This is a genomic window from Yimella sp. cx-51, from assembly GCF_017654605.1.
Classification (GTDB): domain Bacteria; phylum Actinomycetota; class Actinomycetes; order Actinomycetales; family Dermatophilaceae; genus Yimella.
This window is the reverse complement of record NZ_CP072113.1, coordinates 1,201,355-1,224,230: the sequence shown is the minus strand read 5'-3', so window position 1 is coordinate 1,224,230 and position 22,876 is coordinate 1,201,355. Positions and strand designations below refer to the sequence as shown.

The 22,876-nt window shown below is 66.5% G+C and carries 23 protein-coding genes; 10 read left to right on the top strand and 13 right to left on the bottom strand.

Going from position 1 to position 22,876, the window contains the following annotated elements:
• Positions 1-150 precede the first annotated feature (150 nt).
• From J5M86_RS05800 to J5M86_RS05780, 5 genes are all read left to right on the top strand, one after another.
• Positions 151-1,332: a sensor histidine kinase gene (locus J5M86_RS05800; RefSeq protein ID WP_188060265.1), complete on the top strand. Its 1,182-nt coding sequence runs from the start codon at positions 151-153 to the stop codon at positions 1,330-1,332.
• Positions 1,329-1,976, top strand: a complete 648-nt coding sequence (locus tag J5M86_RS05795; RefSeq protein ID WP_188060264.1) for a response regulator transcription factor — start codon at positions 1,329-1,331, stop codon at positions 1,974-1,976. The genes J5M86_RS05800 and J5M86_RS05795 overlap by 4 nt, the downstream gene beginning before the upstream one ends.
• A gap of 86 nt (positions 1,977-2,062) precedes the next feature.
• Entirely contained in the window at positions 2,063-2,836 is a 774-nt protein-coding gene (locus J5M86_RS05790) for an ABC transporter ATP-binding protein (RefSeq protein WP_188060263.1), read from the top strand.
• Entirely contained in the window at positions 2,833-4,224 is a 1,392-nt protein-coding gene (locus J5M86_RS05785) for an FtsX-like permease family protein (protein ID WP_188060262.1), read from the top strand. The genes J5M86_RS05790 and J5M86_RS05785 overlap by 4 nt, the downstream gene beginning before the upstream one ends.
• A gap of 105 nt (positions 4,225-4,329) precedes the next feature.
• Positions 4,330-5,475, top strand: coding sequence for a M4 family metallopeptidase (locus J5M86_RS05780; RefSeq protein ID WP_188060261.1), 1,146 nt, complete (start codon positions 4,330-4,332; stop codon positions 5,473-5,475).
• A gap of 101 nt (positions 5,476-5,576) precedes the next feature.
• Here the strand turns inward: J5M86_RS05780 and J5M86_RS05775 are convergent, their stop codons facing one another.
• The 8 genes from J5M86_RS05775 to hrcA form a co-directional block, all read right to left on the bottom strand.
• On the bottom strand, positions 5,577-6,314 hold the full coding sequence (locus J5M86_RS05775) for a trans-aconitate 2-methyltransferase (protein ID WP_188060260.1): 738 nt from the start codon (positions 6,312-6,314) through the stop codon (positions 5,577-5,579).
• A gap of 9 nt (positions 6,315-6,323) precedes the next feature.
• A complete protein-coding gene (era, locus tag J5M86_RS05770; protein WP_188060259.1) occupies positions 6,324-7,235 on the bottom strand; it encodes a GTPase Era in 912 nt (303 codons plus the stop codon).
• Positions 7,228-8,592 (bottom strand): hemolysin family protein, encoded by a 1,365-nt coding sequence (locus J5M86_RS05765; protein WP_188060258.1) that lies wholly within the window; start codon positions 8,590-8,592, stop codon positions 7,228-7,230. Before J5M86_RS05765 ends, era begins: the two co-directional genes overlap by 8 nt.
• Positions 8,593-8,599: 7 nt before the next feature.
• Positions 8,600-9,088 (bottom strand): rRNA maturation RNase YbeY, encoded by a 489-nt coding sequence (gene ybeY, locus J5M86_RS05760; protein ID WP_188060257.1) that lies wholly within the window; start codon positions 9,086-9,088, stop codon positions 8,600-8,602.
• Positions 9,085-10,137, bottom strand: coding sequence for a PhoH family protein (locus tag J5M86_RS05755; protein WP_188060256.1), 1,053 nt, complete (start codon positions 10,135-10,137; stop codon positions 9,085-9,087). The genes ybeY and J5M86_RS05755 overlap by 4 nt, the downstream gene beginning before the upstream one ends.
• Before the next feature lie 79 nt (positions 10,138-10,216).
• Positions 10,217-10,954 (bottom strand): 16S rRNA (uracil(1498)-N(3))-methyltransferase, encoded by a 738-nt coding sequence (locus tag J5M86_RS05750; RefSeq protein WP_188060255.1) that lies wholly within the window; start codon positions 10,952-10,954, stop codon positions 10,217-10,219.
• A complete protein-coding gene (gene dnaJ, locus J5M86_RS05745) occupies positions 10,951-12,072 on the bottom strand; it encodes a molecular chaperone DnaJ (protein ID WP_188060254.1) in 1,122 nt (373 codons plus the stop codon). Before dnaJ ends, J5M86_RS05750 begins: the two co-directional genes overlap by 4 nt.
• A gap of 9 nt (positions 12,073-12,081) precedes the next feature.
• Entirely contained in the window at positions 12,082-13,089 is a 1,008-nt protein-coding gene (gene hrcA, locus J5M86_RS05740) for a heat-inducible transcriptional repressor HrcA (RefSeq protein WP_188060253.1), read from the bottom strand.
• A 116-nt stretch (positions 13,090-13,205) separates the two neighbouring features.
• Between hrcA and J5M86_RS05735 the strand changes: the two genes are divergently transcribed.
• From J5M86_RS05735 to nadC, 5 genes are all read left to right on the top strand, one after another.
• Positions 13,206-14,081, top strand: a complete 876-nt coding sequence (locus J5M86_RS05735; protein WP_188060252.1) for a DUF3097 domain-containing protein — start codon at positions 13,206-13,208, stop codon at positions 14,079-14,081.
• Between the two features lie 44 nt (positions 14,082-14,125).
• The gene (locus J5M86_RS05730; protein ID WP_223158444.1) at positions 14,126-15,097 is read left to right on the top strand and encodes a hypothetical protein; all 972 of its coding nucleotides are present in this window, start codon (positions 14,126-14,128) and stop codon (positions 15,095-15,097) included.
• Positions 15,098-15,254: 157 nt separating this feature from the next.
• Positions 15,255-16,241: a quinolinate synthase NadA gene (nadA, locus tag J5M86_RS05725; protein ID WP_244328503.1), complete on the top strand. Its 987-nt coding sequence runs from the start codon at positions 15,255-15,257 to the stop codon at positions 16,239-16,241.
• Positions 16,238-17,710: an L-aspartate oxidase gene (locus tag J5M86_RS05720; RefSeq protein ID WP_188060250.1), complete on the top strand. Its 1,473-nt coding sequence runs from the start codon at positions 16,238-16,240 to the stop codon at positions 17,708-17,710. The genes nadA and J5M86_RS05720 overlap by 4 nt, the downstream gene beginning before the upstream one ends.
• Positions 17,707-18,579: a carboxylating nicotinate-nucleotide diphosphorylase gene (gene nadC, locus J5M86_RS05715; protein ID WP_188060249.1), complete on the top strand. Its 873-nt coding sequence runs from the start codon at positions 17,707-17,709 to the stop codon at positions 18,577-18,579. Before J5M86_RS05720 ends, nadC begins: the two co-directional genes overlap by 4 nt.
• A gap of 1 nt (position 18,580) precedes the next feature.
• Here the strand turns inward: nadC and hemW are convergent, their stop codons facing one another.
• The 5 genes from hemW to trmB form a co-directional block, all read right to left on the bottom strand.
• Positions 18,581-19,801 (bottom strand): radical SAM family heme chaperone HemW, encoded by a 1,221-nt coding sequence (gene hemW, locus J5M86_RS05710; RefSeq protein WP_188060248.1) that lies wholly within the window; start codon positions 19,799-19,801, stop codon positions 18,581-18,583.
• 85 nt (positions 19,802-19,886) lie between these two features.
• Positions 19,887-20,921, bottom strand: a complete 1,035-nt coding sequence (locus J5M86_RS05705) for a YeiH family protein (RefSeq protein ID WP_188060247.1) — start codon at positions 20,919-20,921, stop codon at positions 19,887-19,889.
• 138 nt (positions 20,922-21,059) lie between these two features.
• Positions 21,060-21,587, bottom strand: coding sequence for a DUF6584 family protein (locus J5M86_RS05700; protein ID WP_188060246.1), 528 nt, complete (start codon positions 21,585-21,587; stop codon positions 21,060-21,062).
• Positions 21,566-22,066, bottom strand: coding sequence for a hotdog fold domain-containing protein (locus J5M86_RS05695; protein ID WP_370587327.1), 501 nt, complete (start codon positions 22,064-22,066; stop codon positions 21,566-21,568). Before J5M86_RS05695 ends, J5M86_RS05700 begins: the two co-directional genes overlap by 22 nt.
• Before the next feature lie 36 nt (positions 22,067-22,102).
• Positions 22,103-22,813: a tRNA (guanosine(46)-N7)-methyltransferase TrmB gene (gene trmB, locus J5M86_RS05690; protein ID WP_188060245.1), complete on the bottom strand. Its 711-nt coding sequence runs from the start codon at positions 22,811-22,813 to the stop codon at positions 22,103-22,105.
• Positions 22,814-22,876: the final 63 nt, after the last annotated feature.

The following is a 22,876-nucleotide window of genomic DNA, read 5'->3' as shown; positions in this document are numbered from 1 at the left end:
ATTACGAGGCCTCGCCGCGGCAGCCAAGGAGGAGGCTCATCCGCACGGAGCCAGCTTAAACCTGACCCCTCTCCTGCTATTCCCCGGCCCACCGCAATGTCCGGATGGCGGGACCGTCGTCCAGAAGAGATGTTTGCCAGACTGATCCGCATGAGCGACGTCTGGGCGGGCACCGACCGTCCCTCCGGCCGACGACTGGCGCTCGACCTGCTCGGCACCGGCATTTTCGGCGTGCTGGCCCTGCCGGCCACCGGATCGCTGGCCGCCGGGTCGTGGCTGGCAACGCTCTGCATCGTCGTCGCCGTGGTGATCCGGCGGTTGTGGCTCTGGCCGGCGGTATCACTCGCGGTGACAGCGGGTGTGTTGCAACTGAGCGGAATCAGCCCGCTGATCCCCCTCGCTGACCTCGGATACGCCGCAATCTGCTTCGTGCTCGGCGGACACCGCGACCAGCGCGTGCGGACCACCGGCCTCGCGCTCTCGGTCCTCGCCGTCATCAGCGGTGGCCTGTGGGCCGGCATCGTCAAACCGTCCGCGGTCGATCCCTCATCGGGTTTCGAACCGTTCGTCGCCGTGGCGTTCGCGGCGGTCAGCGCTGTCGTGGCGTTGGGCGGCTGGGTAGCTGGCTACCTGCGCCTGCAGACGCGGACGGCAGTACAAGCTGAGGTCGATCGCCAGTTGGAGGATGCCGAACGCAGGCGTCTGGCCTTCGCCTACCAGCAGGAACAAGAAAGAAGCCGCATCGCCGCTGACATGCATGATGTGGTGGCTCACGCCTGGGCGGTCGTTGCGGCGCAGGCCGACGGCGCTCGATACCTGTTGCGTCGTTCACCGGACCAGGCCGAGAAGGCACTGGAGGTGATCGGCGACACCGCCCGCTCCACGATCGCCGACCTGCGCACGATCCTGCAGCAGCTGAAGTATCAGGAGCCGGACGGCGGGCAGCCGGGATACGCGCAGCAAGAAGTGCTGTTCGCCCGAGTGCGTGCATCCGGCATGAACCTCCAGGTAACCAGCGAAGGCGACATGAAGGACGACACGCTGCTGGCCCTCACTGCCTCCCGCCTGCTCGGGGAGTCGCTCACGAACGCACTCAAGCACGGCGATCTCGCGCAGCCAGTCGTGGTCGAACAGGACTGGCGCGAGGGTTACCGTCTTCGGGTGTGCAACGCGATTCGCGGCGACCGGCCCAGCGACGCGATGGGCACCGGTCATGGCATCGCCGGCATGATCGAACGCGCCGACGTGGTCGGTGGCCGGCTCACTGCCCGACCGTTGGGTGACACCTGGGTCGTGGAAGCCACCGTCCCCAACCGTGAGGGCCAAGAATGACCATCCGCATCGCATTGATCGACGACCAAGAGCTCTTCCGGGCCGGCATCGCCATGGTCGTCTCGAGCCAGCCCGACCTGGAGGTGGTCGGGCAGGCCGACGACGGCGCGGACGCCGTCAGCGTCGTGCGCGAGCACAACCCCGACCTCGTGTTGATGGACGTCCGGATGCCGCGCCTGGACGGCGTGGCTGCCACTCGTGAGTTGGTGACAGCGCTCGGTGACCGAGCACCCAAGGTGCTGATCCTGACCACCTTCGATCTGGACGAAGCAGCAGCCGACGCCATCGACGCCGGCGCCAGCGGGTTCATCCTGAAGGACACCCAGCCCGAACTCCTGCTGGCCACGATCCGTGCGGTGGCCCAGGGCACCCAGGTCGTGGCTGCAGGTGCGACCAAGGCATTGTTCGAACGATTCCGCAGTCGTCGCACGGACGCCCCCGGCGATGAGTTCGGACGCCTCACCGCGCGGGAACGAGAGATCCTCCTGCAAGCCGCAAAAGGACTGTCCAACAACGAAATCGCCGCGGCCGAGTATCTCTCCGAGGCCACTGTCAAGACGCACATCTCCCGCATCCTGACCAAGCTCGGGCTGCGCGATCGGGTGCAACTGGTGGTCTACGCCTACGAGCACGGGCTGATCTGAGCCAGGTCGTGTACATCGCTGGATGTACACCGAATCGATCTGCAGCCCGATGTGCCCGAGCCTGTCGTCCGGCGAACCTGGATGGCATGAGCAATGTCAGACAGATCAACCAACCACCAGCGCCCATCGTCGCCTTCCGCGACGTGCACAAGCTGTACGGCAGCGCCGACAACCCCGTGCGCGCGCTCAACGGCGTGACGGTCGACATCCACCCCGGTGACTTCACCGCGATCATGGGTCCGTCGGGATCAGGCAAGTCAACCTTCATGAACCTCGCCGCCGGCCTGGACGATGTCACCTCCGGGGAGGTGTACGTGGCAGGTGAGCCGGTGCACCGCATGGACGATCGGGGACGAACCCTGCTGCGGCGCAACCATGTTGGCTTCATCTTCCAGTCATTCAATCTCGTTCCTACCCTCACCGCGGCCGAGAATATCGACCTCCCGTTCGAGTTGTCCGGGCGTCACATCGATGCCGCGCAGCGTGCGTGGATCGACACCGTCGTCGCCACCCTCGGGCTCACGAATCGCCTGCGCCACAGGCCGTCCCAGCTCTCGGGTGGCCAGCAGCAGAGAGTGGCCATCGCGCGGGCACTGGCTTCGCGTCCGGCGATCATCTTCGCCGACGAGCCGACCGGCAATCTCGACTCCCGCACGTCCCGTGAAGTGCTGACCCTTTTGCGCACCGCTGCTGCCGAGTACGGCCAGACGATCGCGATGGTGAGCCACGATCCGGTGGCTGCCTCGTACGCCGACCGTGTGCTCGTGATCGCCGACGGACGCATCGTGGCCGACCGCGGCCGGCTCAACGCCGAGCAGATCTCCGAGCTGCTCATCGGTGCCGAGGCGGGTGTGGCATGAGGCGCCGTGACCTCGTGCTGGGCGGAATACGGGAAAGCGGCACCGTGCTGGCCGTGGCCGGGTTGGCCGGCTTCTACGCCGCGACCCTCATCATGACCTCCGGGCTGCTCGCCACCATGGGCGAGGAGCAGGACAACAGCATCGGGATGCTGCTCGGAGTCGTCTCGACCGTCTTCATCGCCATCGCCCTCTACGTGTCGGCCGTGGTCATGACCGGCTGTGTGTCGACCGTGATCGCAGGCCGGCTGCGCCAGATCGCCACGCTGCGCCTGCTCGGGGCGGACGCCCGTTCGTTGCGCCGGTCGGTCTGCACGAGTTGCGCCTTCGCCGGTGCGGTCGGTGGCGCTGCCGGCGCCTTGGTGGGCGTGATCGCCACGTCGATGACACGAGTGGGCCTGGTGGCGCACGGCACGCTTCCCGCCCTGGACTATGCCTTGGTCGAGCCTCTCGTACCCCTCGTCGTGCTGCCGGTTGCTGCGTCCGCCTGGGTGGCCGGCCTGCTCGGATCGCGCAATGTGTTGCAGGTCAGCCCTGCTGCGGCGATGACCAACTCCGCTGTGGACGTGCCGACGCGTGCCGCATCCCGGGTAAGGGCTGCTACCTCGTTGCTGCTCTGCCTCGCCGGGGGCGCGCTGCTGCCCTTCGCAATGATCTTGGGCGAGGAGGGCTCGGCCTCCGGATTCTTCGCCGCGTTCGCCGGCTCCGCCTTGTCTGCGGCCGGGCTCCTGATCGGTGCTGTCTTCCTGGTGCCGACGGTCGTCCGAACGCTGAGTCGACTCCTCGGCTCGGACGCCACCACACGGATCGCCCGCCGCAACGCAGTGGCTGACCCGATGCGAACCACCCGCTCAACCCTTGGGCTTATTGTCGGTGTGACTTTGGTGACGACGTTCGCTTCTGGATTCGCCGCACTGCGGCAGTCGGTCGCCGGGTGGGATCTCGATGCGGCACAGCGCCGCCAGGCCGATCAGGTGCTTGCCACCGCCTCCACCGTGCTCATCTGCATCGTGGTGATCTCGTGCATCATGGCGGCCGTCGGTTTCGTGAGCACCATGTCGCTCACCGTCATCCAACGGCGCCGTGAGATCGGCCTGTTGCGTTCGCTGGGCTTCACCAGTCGCCAGGTGCGCACGATGATCACCAAGGAGTCGATCGCCCTCGGCACCACGGCGAGCGTCGTCGGCATCATGCTCGGACTGCTCTATGGCTCCGTGGGTGCTCAGGCGCTCATAGGGTCGGTGAACGAGGGCTTCGTCTGGGGCGTACCGGGGCCAGCTCTGGCAGCCATAGCCGTCTGTGCGGTGATCCTCGTGCTCGTCGCGGCCCGGCCGCCGGCCCGGCGCGCCGTGCGCATCACCCCGGTCGAGGCTCTGCGGATCGAGGCCTGATGCCACCTGATCCTGCCTCCGGCCACTGCCGGGGGCAGGATCGTTGACCAATCCTTGACCTCGTCGCCATCCCGGTTGTCGGTGCTCGGGCGCACCATGGAAGGCATGGACACCGAGACAGCCCCACAGTTCTGCTCGATCGTGCCGCCGCAGATACTGCACCGGCTGGCCCGGTCCTCCGATGAACGGGTCGCGCAAGCGGCCCATCGCACACTCACTGTGCGCTCCACCATCATCGGCAAACGCGAGGTGCGTGCTCGCGCACCACGTCCCGGCGGACCAACCGCCGGCGGGCTCATCCCACCGTCCCTGCAGGAACGCACGCGTCGGCCGAGCGCCCGCCCCGATGCGCAGCCGGCATTGCCGACCGAGCAAACCAGTCCACATCGCACGGTCTACGACGCGCAGCGCAAGACCCAGTTGCCCGGAGTGCTGGCTCGCGGTGAAGGCGACCCGGCCAGCGCGGACGAATCGGTCAACGAGGCCTACGACGGTCTGGGTGCAACCTGGGCGCTGCTGCACGAATCCTTCGGTCGTGACTCACTCGACGACAACGGACTCGCGCTGATCGCGTCCGTGCACTACGACCAAGACTTCGACAACGCCTACTGGGACGGCGAGCAGATGGTCTTCGGCGACGGCGACGGCGTCTACTTCAGCTCCTTCACCGACAGCGTCGACGTGATCGGGCACGAGTTGGCGCACGGGCTCATCCAGTACACCGCCGGTCTGGTGTACGTCGGCCAGTCCGGCGCCCTCAACGAATCGGTGTCCGACGTGATCGGTGCGATGGTGAAGCAGCGACAGCTGAAACAGACTGCCGCGCAAGCTGATTGGCTCATCGGTGAAGGCCTGTTCACTGACAGGGTGCAGGGCGTGGCGCTTCGTTCGATGAAGGCGCCGGGCACCGCCTACGACGATCCGCACCTCGGCAAAGATCCGCAACCGGCCACCATGGACGACTACCGGCACCTCCCCCACGACGATTCCGGCGACAACGGTGGCGTGCACATCAACTCCGGCATCCCCAACCACGCCTTCTACCTGGCGGCGACGGCAATCGGAGGTCACTCCTGGGAAAGTATCGGGCCCATTTGGTACGACACCATCACTGTTGGCCGGCTGCCCAAGGATGCCGACTTCGCCGCATTCGCGGCGGCTACGTTGCGAGCGGCGGGCACCCGCTACGGGGTGCGGTCGGCCCAGCAACAGGCCGTGGAAGAAGCCTGGAAGACCGTGAAAGTGCTCTGATCAGAAGGACCTCGCGGGCGTCACCGCTGGGACCATCCCGTCCGTGAAGGTCGGCGGCTGATCGGAAGGACCTCGCGGGCGTCACCCGTCCGAACCTCGACTCAGCGGCGGATGTCCGGCAAGCGCCGAATGGCGAAGTAGCGGTCGTTGATCTCCTCGATGCCGAACTTGCCGATCGGGATCTCGTCGAGCACCAGTTCCTCGTCCAGCCCCCATGCCTCGAGCTTGGTGACCTCCTCGCGCACCTTCTCCCCGTCACGCAGGACGACATAGGTGTTGGTGATCTCCATGCGGTTGTCGAACGCAGGGGTGGCCTCGAAGTAGCGCTGGTACTCGTGGCGGCCCATGGTCGCGGTGCCGGTGAGTTTGCGCTCGACCGTCCGCTCGGGCACGCCACCGTAGGAGCGGCTCAGCAGGATCGGCGCACCCGGCACGAGCACCTCAGCCATCCGTTGCCAGAACCGGTCGCGCGCCCGACCACCCAGGAAGTAGATGACGTTGAACAACAACGCCCCACCGCACTGGTCGGGCAACCAGGTGGCGTTGATGGTGTCGGGCAGCACCGTAGTGCGCTCACGCAGGTGCTCACGCTCGGCGATACGGACCATCAGCAACGAGCGCATCAGCGGGTCGGGTTCGACCGACAGGATCTCCGAGTCGGGAAACCGCTCCCCCAGCGTCACTGTGCTCAGACCGCTACCTGACCCGATGTCGATGAGCGGGTGCTGCGGTACGAAGGCTGCTTCCTCCCACGGAATGTCCAGCAGGTAGTCCTTCTTGTTGATCGGCAACCGCAGGGTGTCGCCGAACTCGGCCCACGCCAAGCTCTCGTCGGTCATCGCGTCCTCTCAGAATCCGAGTTTCGACAGTTGATTGGGGTCGGTCTGCCAGTCCTTGGCGACCTTCACGTGCAGGTCGAGGTACACCCGTTGGCCCAGCAACTGCTCGATACCGGCGCGGGCGGTCGTTCCCACTTCGCGCAGCCGTGCACCTCCACGACCGATGATGATCGCCTTCTGCGAGGGCCGCTCCACATACACATTCACCCGAACGTCCATCAGCGGCTTGTCGGCCGGACGGTCCTCTCGGGCGGTCATCTCCTCCACGACCACAGCCAGGCTGTGCGGCAGTTCGTCACGCACACCTTCCAGCGCCGCCTCACGCACCAACTCAGCGATCATGACCATCTGCGGCTCGTCGGTCAGCACGTCGTCGGGGTACAGCTTCGGTGAGGTCGGCAGGTAGGAGACGAGCACCTCGGCAAGGGTGTCGACCTGGGTGCCCTTGACCGCCGAGCACGGGACGATCTCGTTCCAGTCGCCCAACTGGTCGATCGCGATGAGGTGCTCGGCCAGCCGGTCACGACTGACGGTGTCGAGCTTGGTGGCGATGGCCACCACCGGCTTCTTGCGGCCCCGGCGCAACTCGGCGAGTTCGGCGGCGATGAACTGATCGCCCGGACCGATCTTCTGATCGGCGGGCAGACAGAACCCGATGACGTCGACGTCCATGAGCGTCTCGCGCACGACATCGTTGAGCCGTTGGCCGAGCAGCGTGCGTGGTTTGTGCAGGCCGGGAGTGTCGACCAACACCAGTTGCGACTCGTCCGTGGTGCGGATGCCGCGAATCGTGTGTCGGGTCGTCTGGGGCTTGTTGGAGGTGATCGCCACCTTCTGCCCGACCAGCGCGTTGGTGAGCGTCGACTTGCCGGCGTTAGGACGTCCGATCAAGCAGGCAAAGCCTGCTCGGTAGTCAGTCATCGTTGCTCCTTGCGTCGACGGATGACGCGTTGCGCGCCGCGTGCTGTTCTTCTCGCCTGCGCAGTATCTCCGACAGGCCTGCCTCGGCGTCGTCGTGGTCAGTTTCCGGAACCCTGCTCACCGTGACGGTCGCGATCTGGTGGCGTCGCCCGGCCATTCGTTCCGCCGTCAGGAGGAGGTCGTCGATCCGGGCGTGCGCTCCAACGAGCGGCACGCGGCCGAGCAACTTGGTGAGTAGTCCGCCGACGGTGTCGATGTCGTCCTCGTCGACGGTGATGCCGAACTCCTGCGCGAAATCGTCGATCGACATCCGCGCCGGCACGCGCACACTGCCGTCGTCCAGCGGCTGCACACCGGGGGTGACCCGATCGAATTCGTCATCGATCTCCCCCACCACTTCTTCCAGGATGTCCTCAAGGGTCACCAACCCGGCGGTGCCGCCGTACTCGTCGATGACGATCGCGAAATGCCGACGCTGCGACTGCATCTCGCGCAGGAGATCATCGACCGGCTTGCTCTCGGGCACGAAGGCGACCTCGCGCATGAGTTCGGTGACCGGGTGCTCGCTGTAGTCGTCCCGGTTGCTGATCAGCCGCCCGGCGACGTCCTTGAAATAGAGGATGCCCTCGACCTCGTCGGGGTTGCCGTCGATGACGGGCATGCGGGAGTAGCCCGACCTGGTGAACAGCGACATTGCCTGGCGCAGCGTCTTGCTGCGATCGATGCAGAGCATGTCGGTGCGCGGCACCATGAGCTCCCGCGCGATCGTGTCGCCGAGTTCGAAGACCGAGTGGATCATCTTGCGCTCTTCAGCCTCGATGAGCTCGGATTCACCTGCCATATCGACGAATTCGCGCAGCTCCGCCTCGGAGTCGAACGGGCCGTCCCGGTATCCCCGACCCGGGGTGAAGGCGTTACCGAGGGTCACCAGCACGTGCGCGAACGGACCGAACAGATTGGTCATCCACCGCACGAAGGGAGCGCTCACCAACGCCAACGTGCCCGAGTGCTGCCGACCCATAGTGCGCGGAGACACTCCGACCAGGACGAAGCTCACGATCGCCATCACAGCGATCGACACACCCAGCACGGACCAGAAGCCCTGCAACCAGCGATCGACCGCGAGTGTCACCAGGACGGCGGCGGTCATCTCGCCGGCAACACGACCGAAGTTGAGCACCATCAGCGACGCGCTACTGTCGTCGACCAGGGTGCGCAGCGCCTGCGCTCCACGACGCCCGGCAGTGAGGTACTCCTCTACCTGGTGGCGGCTGATCCTGCCGAGCGCACTCTCGACAGCGGCCATCGTCGCCCCGAAGAGCACCGCGAGGAGAGCCGCGATCAGCAACACGATCATCGAGAGTTCATTCCCCGCTGGGCGGGGTGATGCGCACCTTCGACGAACGTCGGGCGAGGAAGGTGAGCAGCAGGGTGCGCTGCAGGTCGAACATCTCCTTGCGCTCGTCCGGTTCGGCGTGGTCGAAGCCCAACAGGTGCAGAATGCCGTGCACGGTGAGCAGCAGAAGTTCCTCGGCGGTGGTGTGACCAGCCTCGCTGGCCTGTCGCGCGGCGACCGTGGGGCACAGCACGATGTCGCCGAGAATGCCTTCCTCGGGCTCGACGTCGTCGCGTCCGGGGCGCAGTTCGTCCATCGGGAAGCTCATGACATCGGTCGGCCCGGGAAGGTCCATCCACTTCACGTGGAGCACTTCCATCGCTGCTTCGTCGATGATCGTGACCGTGAGATCAGCCTCGGGGTGCACGCGCATTTCCTGCATCACCCAGGCGGCACACTCGTGCAGTTCGTCGAGGTCGACCTCGACATCGGTCTCGTTGGCCAGATCGATGCTCATCGCGCGTGCCCCCGTGCCGAGTTGGCGCGTCGCGGCCCGCCCGACCGTTTGCGGGCGTCCCACACGCCATAGGCCTCCACGATCTCGCTGACCAGCCGGTGACGCACGACGTCCTGCGCGGACAAGTGGGCGAAGTGCACGTCGTCCACACCGTCGAGGATGTCTTGGACGATCTTCAGACCGGAGGTGGTGCCGCCGGGTAGGTCGACCTGCGTGACATCGCCGGTGACGACCATCTTGGAACCGAACCCGAGCCGGGTGAGGAACATCTTCATCTGCTCGGCCGAGGTGTTCTGCGCCTCGTCGAGAATGATGAAGGCTCCGTTGAGGGTGCGGCCACGCATGTAGGCCAGCGGAGCCACCTCCACCGTGCCAGAGGCCATGAGCCGCGGAATCGAATCGGGATCGACCATGTCGTGCAGCGCGTCGTACAGCGGCCGAAGGTAGGGGTCGATCTTGTCGTTCAGCGAACCGGGCAGGAATCCCAATCGCTCACCGGCCTCAACCGCCGGGCGGGTCAGAATGATGCGGTCGACCTGCTTGGCCTGCAGCGCAGCGACCGCCTTCGCCATCGCCAGATAGGTCTTGCCCGTACCGGCCGGGCCAATACCGAAAACGATCGTGTTCTTGTCGATCGCGTCGACGTATTCCTTCTGCCCGAGCGTCTTGGGCCGCACGGTGCGCCCACGACTGCTGACGATGTTGGTGGTCAACACGTCTGCCGGACGCTCGCGGGTCTTGCTGCGCAGCATTCCGACGGAGCGCTCCACCGCGTCGCGGTTCAGCGGATGTCCGGCGTCGACGATCGCCACAAGTTCGTCGAGCAACTCCTCGATCAACGCCATGTCGCCCGGATCGCCCTGCAGGTGGAAGGAGTTGCCGCGCACGGCGATCACGAGTTTCGGGAAGGACCGCTCGATCGTCGTGAGCAACTCGTCGCGCGGGCCGAGCAGGTTGAGCATCGGCACGTCCGGCGGGATCTCCACGATGTGTGAGGTCTGCACGGCCGGCGGGTGGGACTGGCTGGGATCAACGGGATTGTCGGTCATGAGAACTCCACTCTAGGACCTGGATGGGAGGTACTCGACTTGGTTTCGTGGCCGGTTCAGGGCCGGATGGCGCCTCTGGTCAGCGCCAGCGGGTGGCCGCCATGATCACGGCGATCGCGGCCGGACCCGCACTGGAGGAGCGCAACACATGGGGGCCCAGGCGCACCGTCGTGGCGCCGGCCGCCGCGAATGCGTCCAGTTCAGCCGGGGCGATGCCCCCTTCGGGGCCGACGACGAGGACGACTTCTTCGACATCCAGCTCGACTGCACTGAGCGTCTGGTCGGCGTCCTCGTGCAGCACCAGGGTGCGACGTCCCTCGATCAACGACACGAGTGCTCTGCGGTCGACCAGCGGCTCGACCACCGGCACCGTCGCGCGCCTCGACTGTTTGGCGGCAGCGCGCACCACCTGCTCCCATTTACGCAGCGACTTCGCTCCCCGCTCGCCCTTCCACTGCACGATGCTGCGCTCGGCCTGCCACGGCACGACGACGTCAACGCCGAGTTCGGTGGCTGCTTCGATCGCCTGGTCGTCACGGTCCGCCTTGGCCAGCGCCTGCACCAAGGTGACCCGCGGGATCGCCGGTGGAGCATGCTCAAGGCTTTCGACGACGACGTCGAGCCGGTCCTTGGCCACGGAACTGACCACACCGTGCACGACGACGCCGCTTCCATCGGCGAGCAACACCTGCTCCCCGACGGCCAGGCGCTTGACCGTCGCTGCGTGTCTTCCTTCGGGGCCGTCGAGTTCGATGACACCGCCGACCGCCGGGTCAGCCAGTGTCCCGGCCGCCAGCAGGAACAGCGGTGCGGTCACTTGCCCGCCCAGGCGTCCCGGATCTTGCCGAAGAGGCCCTTGTCGGCGCGCTCGAAGTGTCCCTCTGGGCGTTCTTCACCGCGTGCGGACGCGAACTGACGCAGGAGGTCCTGCTGCGTGCCGTCCAGTTTGGTGGGCGTGCGCACATTGGCGTGCACCAGCAGATCACCGCGGATGTCGGTGCGCAGGTGAGTGACGCCCAGGCCGCTGAGCTTGATGACATCGCCGGGCTGCGTGCCTGGCTTGATCTCGACCTCGCGCACGCCGTCGAGAGTTTCGAGCGGAAGCTTTGCGCCCAGAGCCGCTGCGGTCATGGGCAATTCGACCGAGCAGTGCAGGTCGTCTCCCTGACGCTGGAAGGTCTGGTGCTTGCGCACACGCACCTCGACGTAAAGGTCGCCGTTGGGGCCGCCCCCGGGGCCGACCTCACCTTCACCTGCGAGTTGGATGCGGGTGCCGGTGTCGACGCCCGCCGGCACCTTGATCGTCAGCGTGCGGCGGTCGCGGCGACGTCCTTCGCCGGAGCAGTCGTAACAGGGAGACTCCACGACCTCGCCGAAGCCGCTGCAGTTGCCGCACGGACGGGTGGTCATCACCTGGCCGAGGAAGGACCGCTGCACCTGCTGCACATGACCCGACCCGTGGCACACATCGCAGGTGCGGCGACCGGTGCCCTGCCGCGCACCGGTGCCGGTGCAGGTCTCACATCGGATGGCGGTGTCGAAGACGAGCTGCTCGTTGGCTCCGAAGACTGCTGTCGACAGATCGACCTGCAACGGCACGAGAGCGTCCTGGCCGCGCTGCACCCGCGAGCGCGGACCTTGCTGGCCACCGGCGGCACCGCCACCGAAGAAGGCGTCCATGATGTCGGTGAAGCTGAAGTTGCCGCCGAAGCCCTGGGCCCCGCCGAACGGGTCGCCGCCCATGTCGTACTGCTGGCGGGTGCCCGGGTCGGACAACACCTCGTAGGCCTGGGATACCTTCTTGAACTCCGCCTCCGCGTCGGCGCTGGGGTTGACGTCCGGGTGCAGTTTGCGAGCCTGCTTGCGGTAGGCCCGCTTGATCTCCTCGGCGGAGGCGTCCTTGGACACGCCGAGGACGGCGTAGTAGTCGGTCACGAGTTTCCTTTACTGCTCGAGTAGGTCGGAGACGTAGCGGGCGACGGCGCGTACGGCCGCCATCGACGTGGCGTAGTCCATCCTGGTCGGGCCGAGCACACCGATACCGCCCGCGCCGTAGCCGGTGCTGACGATCGAGGTGTTGCGCAGCCCCTGGACGGAGTTCTCGCCACCGATCCGGACGAAGACGGCATCCTCACCTTCGGCCTGCATCTGTTGGATCAAACGCAGCAACACGACATGTTCTTCCAGCGCATCCAGAACCGGACCGATCGACCCGGGGAAGTCATGCACCGAGCGGGCCAGGTGCGCGCGTCCGGCCAGGGCGAGACGATCTTCGCGCTCCTCGGCCAGCAGATCGGCCACCAAGTGGGCGGCCTGCGCGGACGTGGAGTTGTCGGCAGGTGGCACAGGGCGCGCATCGGCCCACGCGACGACGGCGTCGGCCGCATCGGCCCGTGTGCGACCCACAACCAACTCGTTGAAGGCGGCCTTCAGCCCGGCAAGGTCGTCCTCGGTGTGTTCGAGGTTGAGGATGCGTTCCTCCACCCGGCCGGTCGACAGGATCATCACCGCCATGACCCTGGCTTCGGCCAGGCTGACGAGTTCGAGGTGACGCACCGTGGCGCGACCGATCGTGGGGTATTGCATGACCGCCACCTGGTTGGTCAGTGACGACAGGAGTCGTACCGTGCGGTCGACGACGTCGTCGAGATCGACCGCCTGCTGCAGGAAGGTCTCGATCGCCGACCGTTCCGACTTCGACAGCGGTTTCATGTGACCGAGACGGTCAACGAACCGGCGGTAGCCGGCATCGGTGGGCACGCGGCCCGCGGAGGTGTGCGGGGCGCTGATCAAGCCCTCCTCCTCCAACGCGGCCATGTCGTTGCGGATGGTGGCGGCGCTCACCCCGAGCTGGTGCCGGTCGAGCAGAGCCTTGGAACCCACCGGCTCCGAGGTGGCCACGTAGTCCTGCACGATCGCGCGCAGCACGTCGAGTCGACGTTCTTCACTCACGGGGTGACCCTCCTCTCCGTTGGCACTCAGGGCATACGAGTGCCAATTCTACGCGCTCGCCGACGCCGCGCGTGTCGGCTCCGTCGTGACACCGGCCTCGCCTACGGTTGTCGCCCGTGACCGACCGATATGGCTCCGACGTTCTCTCCGGCGACTGGCGCGCCCCCAAACGCGGACGCTCCGCCCCGGTGCCCGCCGAACTCGACCTCGTCGTCGAGGAGGTCGACACCGGATTCGTCGGCGCGGTGGTACGAGTGGAGAAGGTCGGAGGCATGCAGGTGGTGCACCTGGAGGATCGCCGCGGCAAGGTGCGCGCGTTCCCGCTCGGGCCCGGATTCCTGATCGACGGCTCACCGGTCGAGCTCACCCCGCCCAAGCCCGCGGATGCAGCGGCGCTGGCGGCTGCCCGTCAGGCGAGCGCCCGCACGGCCAGCGGATCGGTGGCAGTGGCCGATCAGAAGGCGCGCGTCGCGCTGGGCTCCCGGATCTTCGTCGAAGGACGCCACGACGCCGAACTCGTGGAGAAGGTCTGGGGACACGACCTACGGGTCGAGGGAGTCGTCGTGGAGATGCTCGACGGCGTCGACGACCTGTCGGCGGTGATCCGCGACTTCTCCCCCGGGCCCGGACGACGGATGGGCATTCTCGTCGACCACCTGGTGCCCGGAACGAAGGAACAACGCATCGTTGAGGCCGCGCGTGCCATCCCGGAGGCGCGCGACCACGTGCTCATCGTCGGCCACCCGTATGTGGACGTGTGGCAAAGCGTTCGCCCCGAGAAGCTCGGCTGGACCAAGTGGCCGGTCATTCCGCGCGGCACCTCCTGGAAGCACGGCATCTTGGCTGAACTCGGGTGGCCGCATCGCACGCAGGCAGACGTCGCGCACGGCTGGAAACGCATCCTCGGCAGCATCAGCAATTACGCCGACCTGCAGCCCGAACTCCTCGGCCGCGTCGAGGAACTCATCGATTTCGTCACCGCACCCAACTGATGACGTCAAGCCCGGCCGGCGGGTCGTCTCAGTAGGCTCCGGGCATGGTGCGTAGCAAACCGGTCGAGCCCTCTCAGGCGAGGAGGTCTCTGGAGACAGATTCGGCTGCGCCTGCCTCTGCAGCCGTGCATGCCGAGTTGGTCGCCCTGGTGATCTCGGTGCGCGACGAACCGATGGTGCTGGCGTCCGGCAGCCCGATCCGGTTGCCGGCCGGGCCCTTGCGATCAGACCAACCAAGCCTGCAGAACGGCGTCCGCGACTTCGCCAAGGAACAGACCGGCCAACAGCTCGGCCATGTGGAGCAGCTCTACACCTTCGCCGACCTGGGACGCACCCACGAGGCGTCCCGCACGATCTCCATCTCCTATCTCGGCCTCACCCGCCCCTCGGACGACTCCGGGTGGTTGCCGCTCTACACACTGCTGCCCTGGGAGGACCACCGAGATCCCGCAGCGTCTGCCCTGGCCCAGACCCTGCGGCGCCGCCTCAGTGAGTGGGCGCAGCAGGCGCCTCGCGGCGAGAAGTCGGCCCGCACTGCCCGCGCAGATCACCTCTTCGGAGCGGGCTCACAACCCTGGCGTCCGGAGCTTGCGCTGCAGCGCTACGAGTTGCTCTGGGAAGCCGGTCTCGTCGCTGAATCCGCCTCTGCTGAAACATGTTCGGAGGTTGAGTCGCTCACGGGCGAAGCGATGGACGTCGACCACCGCCGCATCGTCGCCACCGGACTCTCGCGCCTGCGGACGACGCTGCAATATCGTCCGGTGGTCTTCGAGCTCATGCCGCCGATGTTCACCCTCGGCCATCTGCAGGCGGTTGTTGAGTCACTGGCCGGGCAGCCCATGCACAAGCAGAACTTCCGCCGCGTCGTCGAGCAACAGCACCAACTGGTCGAACCCACTGACGAGATCGACCACAGCACCGGCGGGCGCCCGGCACGGCTGTACCGCTTCCGCCGCGAGGTCTTCAGCGAGCGGCAGCAGGTGGGCACCAAGCTGCCCCTCCCCCGTCCTCGCTGAGCGCCCACCACCCGCCGAGTGGCCGGGTTATGAACCAGCGGCCGGGGTATAGCGCAGCCACCCGCTCATAACCCGGCCACTCGACGTTGATCCTCCGCTGCAGTGTTATGCTCACATCAAGCATTTGCTCATCCTGAGCAATATGGAAGGAGCAGCCGTGAGTGCAGCGACGTACGACCAGGTCCGACACGTGATCCCCGAGGTCGAGTGGGCACTGTTCGAGCCGGAGATCGAAGCCATCCAGCGACTCAAGCGCGAGCAGGACGCCGTGATCCTCGCGCACAACTACATGACGCCTGAGGTCTTCCACGGCGTGGCCGACATCGTCGGCGACTCCCTGGCCCTGGCCCGTGAGGCGCAGCATGTCGAGGCCGGCACGATCGTGCTGGCCGGCGTGCACTTCATGGCGGAGACGGCCAAGCTGCTCAATCCCGGCAAACGAGTGCTGCTGCCCGACCTGCGCTCGGGTTGCTCTCTGGCCGAAAGCATTACGCCGGACGACATCGCCGCCCTTCGTCGGGCTCACCCAGGTGTGCCGGTCGTGACCTATGTGAACACCAGCGCGGCGGTCAAGGCAGCCAGTGACATCTGCTGCACCTCCGGCAACGCCGTCGAGGTGATCGAGTCGCTCGGCACGCAGAAGGTGATCATGATCCCCGACCAGTACCTCGCCCGGAACATCGCCGCCCGCACCGGAGTGGAGGTCATCACCCACCCCGGCGCATGTGAGGTGCATGAGCGCTTCTCCCCCAAGGACATCGACGACATCCGGGACGGCCACCCCGGCGTGACGGTCATTGCCCACCCCGAGTGCCCGCCCGAGGTGGTGGCGGTATCCGATTTCGCCGGATCGACGGCGCAGATGATCGACTTCGTCACCGAACGCAAGCCGTTGAAGGTCGCGCTGATCACCGAGTGTTCGATGAGCGACAACGTCGCAGCCGACCATCCCGACGTCGAGTTCGTGCGACCGTGCAATCTCTGCCCGCACATGAAGCGCAACACCTTGACGGCCATCCGGCGTGCTCTGGAGACCGGCCGCAACGAGATCACCGTCGACCCCGCGCTCGAAGTGCCGGCCCGTCGCGCCATCGAACGGATGCTCGCTGTGAAGACCCGACCCGAAGCCAAGGATCACTCATGAGCGACGATCTGCGACACCTTTCCGGCCTCCCGGTCGTCATCGGCTCCGGCCTCGCCGGCCTCACCACCGCGTGGGCTCTCGCACCGCACGACTGCGTCCTGGTCACCGCGGGCGAGCTCACCCAGGCAGCCGCGAGCATGTGGGCGCAAGGAGGCATCGCCGCTGCTCTCTCAGGCGATGACTCGACCTCGTTGCACGCCGCCGACACGCGACGAGCCGGTGCGCAGATCGGTGACACCAGAACCATTCGGCGAATCACCGATGCCGCACCCGATGTCGTCCGACTCCTCGCCGATTTGGGCGTGCCCTTCGACCGCACCACGGAGGGTGTGTTCGACCTCGCGCTCGAGGGTGGCCACAGCCGCTCACGGGTGGCCCACTGCGGCGACTCCTCCGGTGCGACCATCACGTCCACACTGGCCGGCATCGTGCGCCGCATGCCACATGTCACGACGCTCGCAGGGTTCAGCCTCCGCCGACTGCTCACCACCGACGGTGCGATCAGCGGCGTGGAGTTGACCAGCCCAAACGGTGAATCCGTTGTGCTGCAGACAAATCGGGTAGTGCTCGCAACCGGAGGAATGGGCGGCCTCTGGTCACACACGACGAACCCCTCGACCGCGCTGGGCCAAGGTGTGGCGGTGGCTGCGCGCGTCGGCGCCCGCATTGACGATCTGCACCTGGTGCAGTTCCACCCGACTGCGCTCGACGTACCTGCCGATCCGAACCCGCTGCTGACCGAAGCCCTCCGAGGCGCTGGGGCACTGCTGCTCGCCGACGGCGAACGCTTCGTGCATGAACTGCAGCCACGCGATGTCGTCGCCGCAGCAGTATGGGAGCAACTGGACGCTGGACGCCGCGTGCACCTCGACGCTCGCGCGATCCCATCGGTCGAAACACGCTTCGCCGGCGTCTGCGCGAGTTGCGCCGCCCATGGGCTCGACATCACCCGCGACCTGCTGCCCGTGCGTCCGGCCCTGCACTACGCGATGGGCGGCGTCAGCGTGGACGAACATGCCCGCACCACCGTGCCCGGCCTGTGGGCGGTCGGTGAGGTCTCGCGCACAGGTCTGCACGGTGCGAATCGCTTGGCCTCCAATTCACTGCTGGAGGCCGTGGTGACCGCACGCGCCGCGGCCGCTGATGTTCGCGACTGCTCAAGCGGTGGCTGGCACCCCGACCTGCTGCGCGCAGATCCGGCGACGGTCGTCGGCCGCAGCCTCACGGTCAGTGCACATCTGCCTCGTGTGAGGCAGATCCTGAGCCGAGCGTGCGGCGTGGTGCGTGACGGATCGACTCTGGAAGACGCCGTTGACGAGTTGTCGACGATGCGTTCGGACGACGCGGGGTACGTCGCCTGGCTGATCGCCCGCTCCGCGCTGTTGCACCCGTTCAGCGTCGGCGCCCATCGACGCTCCGACGACCGCACCGCTGCCGAAAAGTGTTCAGCGCAAGGGGTATTCGCATGATCGACATCGAGATCGACCGCATCGTCCGGACCGCGCTGGCCGAAGACCTGGGTCTGGCCGGCGATCTGACCACGGCCGTCACGATCGACCCGGAACGAGCCGGGACTGCACACATCGTCTGCCGGGAGGACGGGGTGCTGTCAGGTAGCGCAGCCGCCTCGCGTGCCTTTGCCGCGGTCGATCCGTCACTCGCGGTCGAGTGGTTCCACCGGGACGCCGACCGCCTTCGCCCGGGCGATCGTGTCGCGACCATCACAGGATCGGCCGCATCGATCCTCACCGCCGAACGCACCGCGTTGAACCTGCTGGGCCACCTCAGCGGAATCGCGAGTCGCACCGCCTCCATCGTGCAGCTCGTCGAAGGCACGGGCGCACAGATCGCGGATACCCGCAAGACCACACCTGGTCTTCGAGCGCTGGAGAAGCGTGCCGTTCTCGACGGCGGCGGAGTCAATCACCGCTTCGGTCTGCATGACGCAATCCTGGTGAAGGACAACCACATCGGCCTAGGCGGTGGGCTCGAAGTCGTGCTGAGTCGACTCGCCGAGCGCAGCGGCCACCTGGTGCGCGTGGAGATCGAGGTCGACACGCTCGACCAGCTCGACACCGTGCTGATCTTCGATCGTGAGCGCATCGAGCGGGGTCACTCCGCCGTGGTGCATGCGGTCCTCCTGGACAACATGCGGCCAGAGCAGATCCGCAACGGTGCAGCGCGGATCGCAAAGCACCCGGCGCCACTGGTACTTGAGGTCTCCGGCGGCGTCACCGAGGCATCTGTGCGCCCACTCGCCGAGGCAGGTGCCCAGATCATCTCGATCGGTGCGCTGACCCACAGCGTGACCTGTCTCGACTTCGGACTGGATCTCTGAACTAGAAGCCGAGCAGTCGACGTACGACGGTGTCTGCGAGCAGCCGCCCACGCAGCGTGAGCACGAGCTGCCCACGCAGGGCACTCGGCCCGTCGACCAGCTGATCAGCGATGAGTCCGGCGATGGCGAGCCGGCCGTCCGCCTCGAGAGTGTCGATCGACAGGCCCGCTGACCGGCGGATACCGAGCAGCACCCGCTCCTCGTAACGCTGATCGTCAGTGAGAATCTCGCGACCCGCACCGGGAGAGTTGCCGGCGACAAGTCGCTGGGCATATGCACTCGGATGCTTCACGTTCCACCACCGCACGCCGCCGACGTGACTGTGCGCCCCTGGCCCGATTCCCCACCAGTTGGCGTCCGCCCAGTAGAGCTCGTTGTGGCGACAGCGCAGTGATGCGTCTGTGGCCCAGTTGGACACCTCGTACCACTGGTAACCCGCCCTCGCCAGCAGGTTGTCGGCGAGCTCGTACTTGTCGGCCTCGTCGTCGTCGTCCGGCATCTGCACCTGTCCGCGACGCACCTGCGCGGCGAGCTTGGTGCCTTCCTCTACGACGAGCGCGTAGGCGCTGATGTGCCCAGGCTCGAGGGAGACAGCAGCCTCGAGCGATGTGCGCCAGTCGTCCAGCGACTCCCCCGGCGTGCCGTAGATCAGATCGAGGCTCGTGTCGAGCCCGACCGATCGAGCTGCCTTGATGGCGCGACCGACATTTGCCGGGTCGTGGGTGCGCTCAAGGGTCTGCAACACATGCGGCACGGCCGACTGCATCCCGAACGACACCCGAGTGAACCCGCCCTCGGCCAGTACCGCCAACGACTGTGGCGTCACCGAGTCGGGGTTTGCCTCCGTCGTGATCTCGACATCGGAGGCGAAGCCGAAGTGCTTGCGCAAGCCATCGACCATCCGCACCAGGTCACGCGGGTCGAGCATCGTCGGTGTGCCTCCACCGACAAAGACCGTCGAAATCGACGGCCGACGCTCGCCGAGCACCTTGGCTGCGAACTCGATCTCGCGCAGCGCGGTGTCGGCATACGAGGTCACTCCTGCGCCGGGGCCGAGCTCGGTCAGCGTGTAGGTGTTGAAGTCGCAGTAGCCACAGCGCGCACGGCAGAACGGAACGTGCAGGTAGACGCCGAAGTGTTTGTGCGGCAGGGATTCCAGCGCCGCGTCGGGTAGGAGACCGTCGGAGGGGACGGGTTCGCCGTCCGGCAGCGCACTGGGCATTGATCCATTGTCACCGACTGGTCCGACGCCGTAACACTGGACGCCCTGCGCCGATCAGCAGCGGTGACCGGCCCGACGACAAGGCTCAGCGCAACGTGCCGGTCATCGCCTGGAAGACGAGGCTGCTCAACGCGACGAGCACCCACAAGACGCCTCCGAGCAGAATCGGTCGGTGGCCGGTCGCGCGCAGCTCGGCCGGACGGATGAGCAGCCCGATTCCGCCCATCGCGACGCAGATCAGGAAACTGGCCAGCAGCGAGAGCGCACCATGCCAGCCGGACGGAACTGCCCCGATCGTGTTGAGAGCGGCGGCAACCAGAAATCCGATGAGGAACCCGGGAACGGCTCGACGCCAAGGCAGAGCCGTGCCCGCGCTTCCGCCTCGCCGTGCAAGGAGCACCGCGAGCGCGACCGTGACCGGAATGATCATCAGCGCTCTGGTCAGCTTCACCACGATCGCGTGCTCGCCCGCTCCGCCACCGAAGCTGTAGGCCGCAGCCACGACCGAGGACGTGTCGTTGATGGCAGTACCGCTCCAGAGGCCGAAGGACTCCCCCGACATCCCGATGACATGACCGAGCATGGGGAAGGTGAGCACCGCGGCAACGTTGAAGGTGAAGATCGTGCCGAGGGCGTAGGCGACGTCGGAATTCTTCGGTTTGCACACCGAGGCAACTGCTGCGATTGCGGATGCGCCACAGATCCCGGTACCGACGCCGATCAGCGTCCGCACCTGCGGGTCGACGCCCAGCCAGCGACCGATCCATCGCGCGCCCAGCAGTGCGACGACAAGCGTGCCCAGCATCACTGGCACAGATGACACGCCGACCTCAACGACAGCACTGAGGGATAGTCCGGTGCCCAGTAGGACGACCGATGCTTGGAGCACCGTGCGGGCTGCGATTGTATAGCCGGCGGTGAGCGCGCCAGATCTGGATGCCGGGACCAGCGTTGCGATCGCGCAGCCGATGAGCACCGCGAAGACAGGGCCACCGACCAGCGGTAGTCGGCTTCCCAGCGGCATCGCAACGCCGGCCACCGAAAGGGTTATTACCAGCCCGGCCAGCCCGATCGGTGTGATGCGGCGCGACGCGCGGACAGGCTGCCCGGAGTCACTCATGCGGGTCGAGCATCGTCGGTGTGCCTCGACCGACAAAGACCGTCCATGAGACCGTCGGAGGAGATGGGTTCGCCGTCAGGCAGCGCACTGGGCATTGATCCATTGTCACCGACGCAGGCAGAGCGGACGAAGCGGGAGTCAGTGCAGCACGTACTGCGCCACCTGCCATGACCCGAGCAGCATGAGCACTACAGACCACAGCAGACACAGCAGGCACCCAAGGCCGAAGAGGCGGTCCGGCCAACGGCTACTTTCAGCCGAAGGTCGTTGCGAATCAGTCTCTTTCGCGGTCCGAACAGGTAGTCGACTAATGCGTGTCTGGGAGGCGACCGAGGGCCTCGATACGCGTGTACTGTCGTTCAATTCACGATGCACCCGCTCGCGGTCTCCACCGAACTGCGCGTCGAAGGCGTCCCTCTCTGCATCTGTCGCGTCGTCGGTCAGATAGCCCCACCGACCAGCCGCAGCGGGGTCGCCGGCCGCGCGGCACAGCCGCACCAACAAGGTGCGGGCCACGGCGTGGTCGGGGTCGTGAGCCAGGTAGCTACCGAGGCGAAGACGCGCTTTGGCCAGATCGCCCTTCTCCTCGTCGGCGAGAGCTGACCGCACTGCATCGGGAACGGTGTCGTCCGTCGCCGGAGGACTCAACTCTTTGCGGTGACCCACACCGGAATGATGCCCGAAACAACCTCGGTGCCGTCATCAATGAAGGCGGTGCACCGCACGTCCACCTGGAACGGCGGCTCCTTCTCCCAATCTGCCGGCTCCGTGCGTGCCTCGCAGCGGACGTCCGTCGTCACCTTCGCCGAGTAGTCGAGCGCAATCCCCTTGGGAATCCAGCGCATTCCCTTCGGCGTGGTCGCCTCACAGAGGAGGCCCATCGCCGCTTCCATGCCGTTGGCAACAGCAATGGCGTGGACCGTGCCGATGTGGTTCTGAACGCCCCGACGCTTTCGGATCTTCACCACCCCGTGGTGCGGCTCCATCACCTGAACCTGCGGGCGCACGGTGGCGAAATAGGGCGCCTTCAGCATGAAGGCGACAGAAAAGGCCTTCTTACCGAGCGGTTTGGCGTCGAACCTTCGGAACATGTCGTGCGTCGATGACATGTGATCGATATTACCCGACAGTAACTTCAGGTGCACCGAACGACGAACAAGAGTGTCGGTACGTCCAGCGCGTCAGCGCGTGCGGACGACGTGCAGGTCACGCACCACCCGGTCGACCTTCAAGCCCTTGCGTTCGAAGCGGGTGATCGGACGCAACTCGAACCGTGGCGCGAACCCGCCGCGCTCCCCCTCCGGATCGACCTGCGGGTCACCGGGATCGGCGAGACGACCCGCATGCGGGTTCAGCAAGGCCGGGCAGTCCTCCACGACATCGCGCATCTGCCAGGCGTAGTCGGCCCAGTCGGTGGCCAGCCGCCACGAGCCACCGGGCTCGAGGAGTTCGGCGATGTCGAGCGCGAACTTCTGCTGCACCATGCGCCGTTTGTGGTGTTTGGTTTTGGGCCACGGGTCTGGGAAGAAGGTCCAGACCTCGCGCAAGGAGCCCGGCGCGCACATCACCGGCAACGACCACGCGGCATCGGCAACAGCGATCCGCAGGTTGGTAACGCCCGCGGCGACGGCTTTGGTGACGGTGTGGGCAACCCCGGGCAGCCACACCTCGAAGGCCAGGAAGTCGAGATCGGGACGTTCGGCAGCCGCGTGCACCACACAGTCACCCGCGCCGGAACCGATCTCGACCACGAGCGGGGCCGTACGCCCGAAGGTCGATGCGGCATCGAAGCGGTATCCGCTGTCGAGCGTGGTGTCGGTGCCGTTGAGCGGCAGATCGAGCACATAGGTCTGGCCGTGCTGATCCATCGCACGTTCATGCCGGTCAGGCATGCGTCCGCCTCGCCGGGTGAAAGACCGAGTGCGGGCGAGCGGACGATCCGAACTGGGTGTATC

What these genes read in the sequence shown, in the direction of transcription:
- era (WP_188060259.1), bottom strand. Translation starts at nt 7,235, where the DNA reads ATGACTGACTACCGAGCAGGCTTTGCCTGCTTGATCGGACGTCCTAAC.
- J5M86_RS05720 (WP_188060250.1), top strand. Translation starts at nt 16,238, where the DNA reads ATGAGCGACGATCTGCGACACCTTTCCGGCCTCCCGGTCGTCATCGGC.
- J5M86_RS05730 (WP_223158444.1), top strand. Translation starts at nt 14,126, where the DNA reads ATGGTGCGTAGCAAACCGGTCGAGCCCTCTCAGGCGAGGAGGTCTCTG.
- J5M86_RS05705 (WP_188060247.1), bottom strand. Translation starts at nt 20,921, where the DNA reads ATGAGTGACTCCGGGCAGCCTGTCCGCGCGTCGCGCCGCATCACACCG.
- J5M86_RS05775 (WP_188060260.1), bottom strand. Translation starts at nt 6,314, where the DNA reads ATGACCGACGAGAGCTTGGCGTGGGCCGAGTTCGGCGACACCCTGCGG.
- nadC (WP_188060249.1), top strand. Translation starts at nt 17,707, where the DNA reads ATGATCGACATCGAGATCGACCGCATCGTCCGGACCGCGCTGGCCGAA.
- trmB (WP_188060245.1), bottom strand. Translation starts at nt 22,813, where the DNA reads ATGCCTGACCGGCATGAACGTGCGATGGATCAGCACGGCCAGACCTAT.
- hemW (WP_188060248.1), bottom strand. Translation starts at nt 19,801, where the DNA reads ATGCCCAGTGCGCTGCCGGACGGCGAACCCGTCCCCTCCGACGGTCTC.
- J5M86_RS05780 (WP_188060261.1), top strand. Translation starts at nt 4,330, where the DNA reads ATGGACACCGAGACAGCCCCACAGTTCTGCTCGATCGTGCCGCCGCAG.
- J5M86_RS05785 (WP_188060262.1), top strand. Translation starts at nt 2,833, where the DNA reads ATGAGGCGCCGTGACCTCGTGCTGGGCGGAATACGGGAAAGCGGCACC.
- J5M86_RS05755 (WP_188060256.1), bottom strand. Translation starts at nt 10,137, where the DNA reads ATGACCGACAATCCCGTTGATCCCAGCCAGTCCCACCCGCCGGCCGTG.
- J5M86_RS05790 (WP_188060263.1), top strand. Translation starts at nt 2,063, where the DNA reads ATGAGCAATGTCAGACAGATCAACCAACCACCAGCGCCCATCGTCGCC.
- ybeY (WP_188060257.1), bottom strand. Translation starts at nt 9,088, where the DNA reads ATGAGCATCGATCTGGCCAACGAGACCGATGTCGAGGTCGACCTCGAC.
- J5M86_RS05765 (WP_188060258.1), bottom strand. Translation starts at nt 8,592, where the DNA reads ATGATCGTGTTGCTGATCGCGGCTCTCCTCGCGGTGCTCTTCGGGGCG.
- J5M86_RS05795 (WP_188060264.1), top strand. Translation starts at nt 1,329, where the DNA reads ATGACCATCCGCATCGCATTGATCGACGACCAAGAGCTCTTCCGGGCC.
- J5M86_RS05800 (WP_188060265.1), top strand. Translation starts at nt 151, where the DNA reads ATGAGCGACGTCTGGGCGGGCACCGACCGTCCCTCCGGCCGACGACTG.